Source organism: Streptomyces phytophilus (assembly GCF_013870535.1).
Lineage (GTDB): Bacteria > Actinomycetota > Actinomycetes > Streptomycetales > Streptomycetaceae > Streptomyces > Streptomyces phytophilus.
Genome location: NZ_JACBXC010000985.1, coordinates 1 through 2,286 on the forward strand (window position 1 = coordinate 1; position 2,286 = coordinate 2,286).

Annotated in this window: 3 protein-coding genes; 1 reads left to right on the forward strand and 2 read right to left on the reverse strand. The window is 73.0% G+C overall.

Annotated elements, in window-relative coordinates; genetic code table 11:
- Positions 1-187: 187 nt before the first annotated feature.
- On the reverse strand, positions 188-1,570 hold the full coding sequence (locus tag H5J30_RS28055) for a radical SAM protein (protein ID WP_181790092.1): 1,383 nt from the start codon (positions 1,568-1,570) through the stop codon (positions 188-190).
- A gap of 101 nt (positions 1,571-1,671) precedes the next feature.
- On the reverse strand, positions 1,672-1,875 hold the full coding sequence (locus tag H5J30_RS28060; RefSeq protein WP_181790093.1) for a hypothetical protein: 204 nt from the start codon (positions 1,873-1,875) through the stop codon (positions 1,672-1,674).
- A gap of 150 nt (positions 1,876-2,025) precedes the next feature.
- Here H5J30_RS28060 and H5J30_RS36070 point away from each other — a divergent pair.
- Positions 2,026-2,286, forward strand: a 261-nt coding sequence (locus H5J30_RS36070; protein WP_374101031.1) for a hypothetical protein, incomplete at its 3' end; no start/stop codon positions are given.

The following is a 2,286-nucleotide window of genomic DNA, read 5'->3' on the forward strand; positions in this document are numbered from 1 at the left end:
CGCGCCGTCCGCGGTCTGCTCCAGGAGCGCCGCGAGCAGCGCCCGGTCCAGCGGCTTGTGCGCCAGCTCACCGCCGACGGTGTCCAGGTAGGACTCCGCCACGGCGTCGTAGCTGCCGCGCACCGCCGCGCGCGCGTCGTGCCCCCTGTCGGTCATGGTGCTCAGGATCCCACGCGGCCGGGGGTGTTCAGGTGCGGGCCGGGACGGCCGCCTCCGAGGCGTCGTCGGGCAGCGGCATCGAGTCCATGAAGGAGCTGACGGAGAACACCGCGCGGCCCGCCCCGGGCGGCCCGTATCCGGGCGGGGACGACAGCCCGTGGGTGTCCAGCGCGTCCTGGTACGTCTCCAGCAGCCGGATGTGGTACTCCAGCGGCGCGCCCTCGGGGTTGGCCTTGCCCAGCGGCGTCGTCGGCTCCGGGCACCAGGTGGTGAACCGCGGCACGACCCCGTGCGACATGAAGAAGTCCAGCCCCTCGCGCGTGGACGCGATGGCCTCGTCGACCGTCGTGAAGCCGAACGGCTCGGCCATCTCCACGCCCGCGACGAAGTTGGGGATGACGTTCGAGGGCCCGAAGACCTCCGCGGAGTCGAGGATGCGGCGATGCCACTCGTCGCGCCCGACGTAGCGCTCCTTGCCGGGGCAGTACAGCTCGAACAGCCGGCGGTCCCACACCTCGAAGTTGGGGTGGTAGATCTGCGCGCCGTAGTCGCGGAAGCGCTGCACGTCGGCCTTCGGCAGCGCCTGGGCGACGACCTTGCCGATCCAGCGGCCCGGGAAGCGCTCCTCGATGGCCTTGGCGTACTGGCCGTAGAAGTCGGCCTCGTCCTTGCCGCCGATGTGGCGGGTGACGGCGCCGCCGGTGAGGGTGTACGCGGTGGAGGTCTTCGCGGTGTCGTACCGGTCGATGATCTCCAGCGCCTCCAGCACCTCCTCCACCGGCTTCACGCCCGTGTAGGGGCGGCCCGCGGCCTTGTGCTGGCGCCAGTTGTGGTTGATGTCGCAGTACTGGCACTCCTCCTTGGCGCCGAAGTACTGGCAGACGCGGAAGACCGTGAGGTAGATCAGGTAGCCCCACTGGATGGTGGGCGCGACCTCCATCACCGACTTCCCGTTGGCGAGCTTGTGCCGGTAGTAGTCCGGCATCGGCGGCAGGCCGACGTCCGCGATGCGGACGCCGTCGAGGTAGAGGCCGAGGGAGCCGTCGTCGCCGGGCTTCACGCGGTACGGGGACGCGGGGTTGACCCGGACGGAGACGACGGTGCGGCGCAGGTCGTACGGGCCGCCGGTGAGGACGACCTCCTCCGGCGGGCGGTTGAGGGCGGCGGCGCCCAGCTCGGGGAGCGTGCCGTGGTCGAAGGAGAAGATGAAGTACGACTTCGGCTTCACCTCGCCGCTGCCGTCCTCGCCCGCGCCGCTGAGCGCGGAGTCGTCGAAGGCCATCCCGCCGCGCAGCAGGTCTTCCTTGATCACCGCTTCTCTGGGCACGTTCGGGAAGCGGGCCATCAGACCCTCGACCAGGTCGGTCCGGCTGCGGCCGGCTGCGGTGGCTGCGGTGGTTGCGGTGGCCATGTGGTTGCTCCTTCCCGGCGCCCGTGGCGGAGCGACGCCGCACCCTCCATTGAACACGGGCGGCCTCCCGTCCCGGGCGCCGGGGGAGCGGACGCGCCGCGTCAGCGGGGACCGGCGGGCGCCCCGGGTGCGGCTCGTACGGCCACCGCGTCGACCTCGAAGAGCATCTCCGGCAGCGCCGGCGACGCCACCCCGACGAGCGTCTGCGCGACGAAGACCGGCTCGCCGGGGGCGGTGGCGACGTGGCTGTAGCCGCATCCGGTCGGGTCGTGGAGCTGCGGGGGGTTGAGGAGCGTGCGTGCCATGGCGGGTATTTCCTTTCGGGTGAATTCGGGACGGGTACGGGGGTCCGAGGCGCCGCCTGGCCGGCTCACGGCGTCCCGGGCGGCACGGCGGCGCGGGCGGCGGCGGGCGGTATTCGTGTCGTACGGGTGCACAGGACTACCGCCGCCAGGGTGAGTACCGCCCCCGCGGCCGGCGCCGCCCCCAGCGCGACCGCCTCGACGAGCACGCCCCCGAGCGCCGCCCCCGCCGCGATGGACAGGCAGAAGGCGGCGACGTACAGCGAGGTGGCCGCCTCCGCGGCGTGCGGCGCCGCGGCCAGGAAGTTGCCGGCCGGTCCGTATCGGAAAGTCCGTCAGCCGTTCGCGAGCCAGCGCCGCAGCCGCTCGGGCACGGCGGGCGCCTGCGCCTCCGCCTGCTCCCGGACGTCCTCC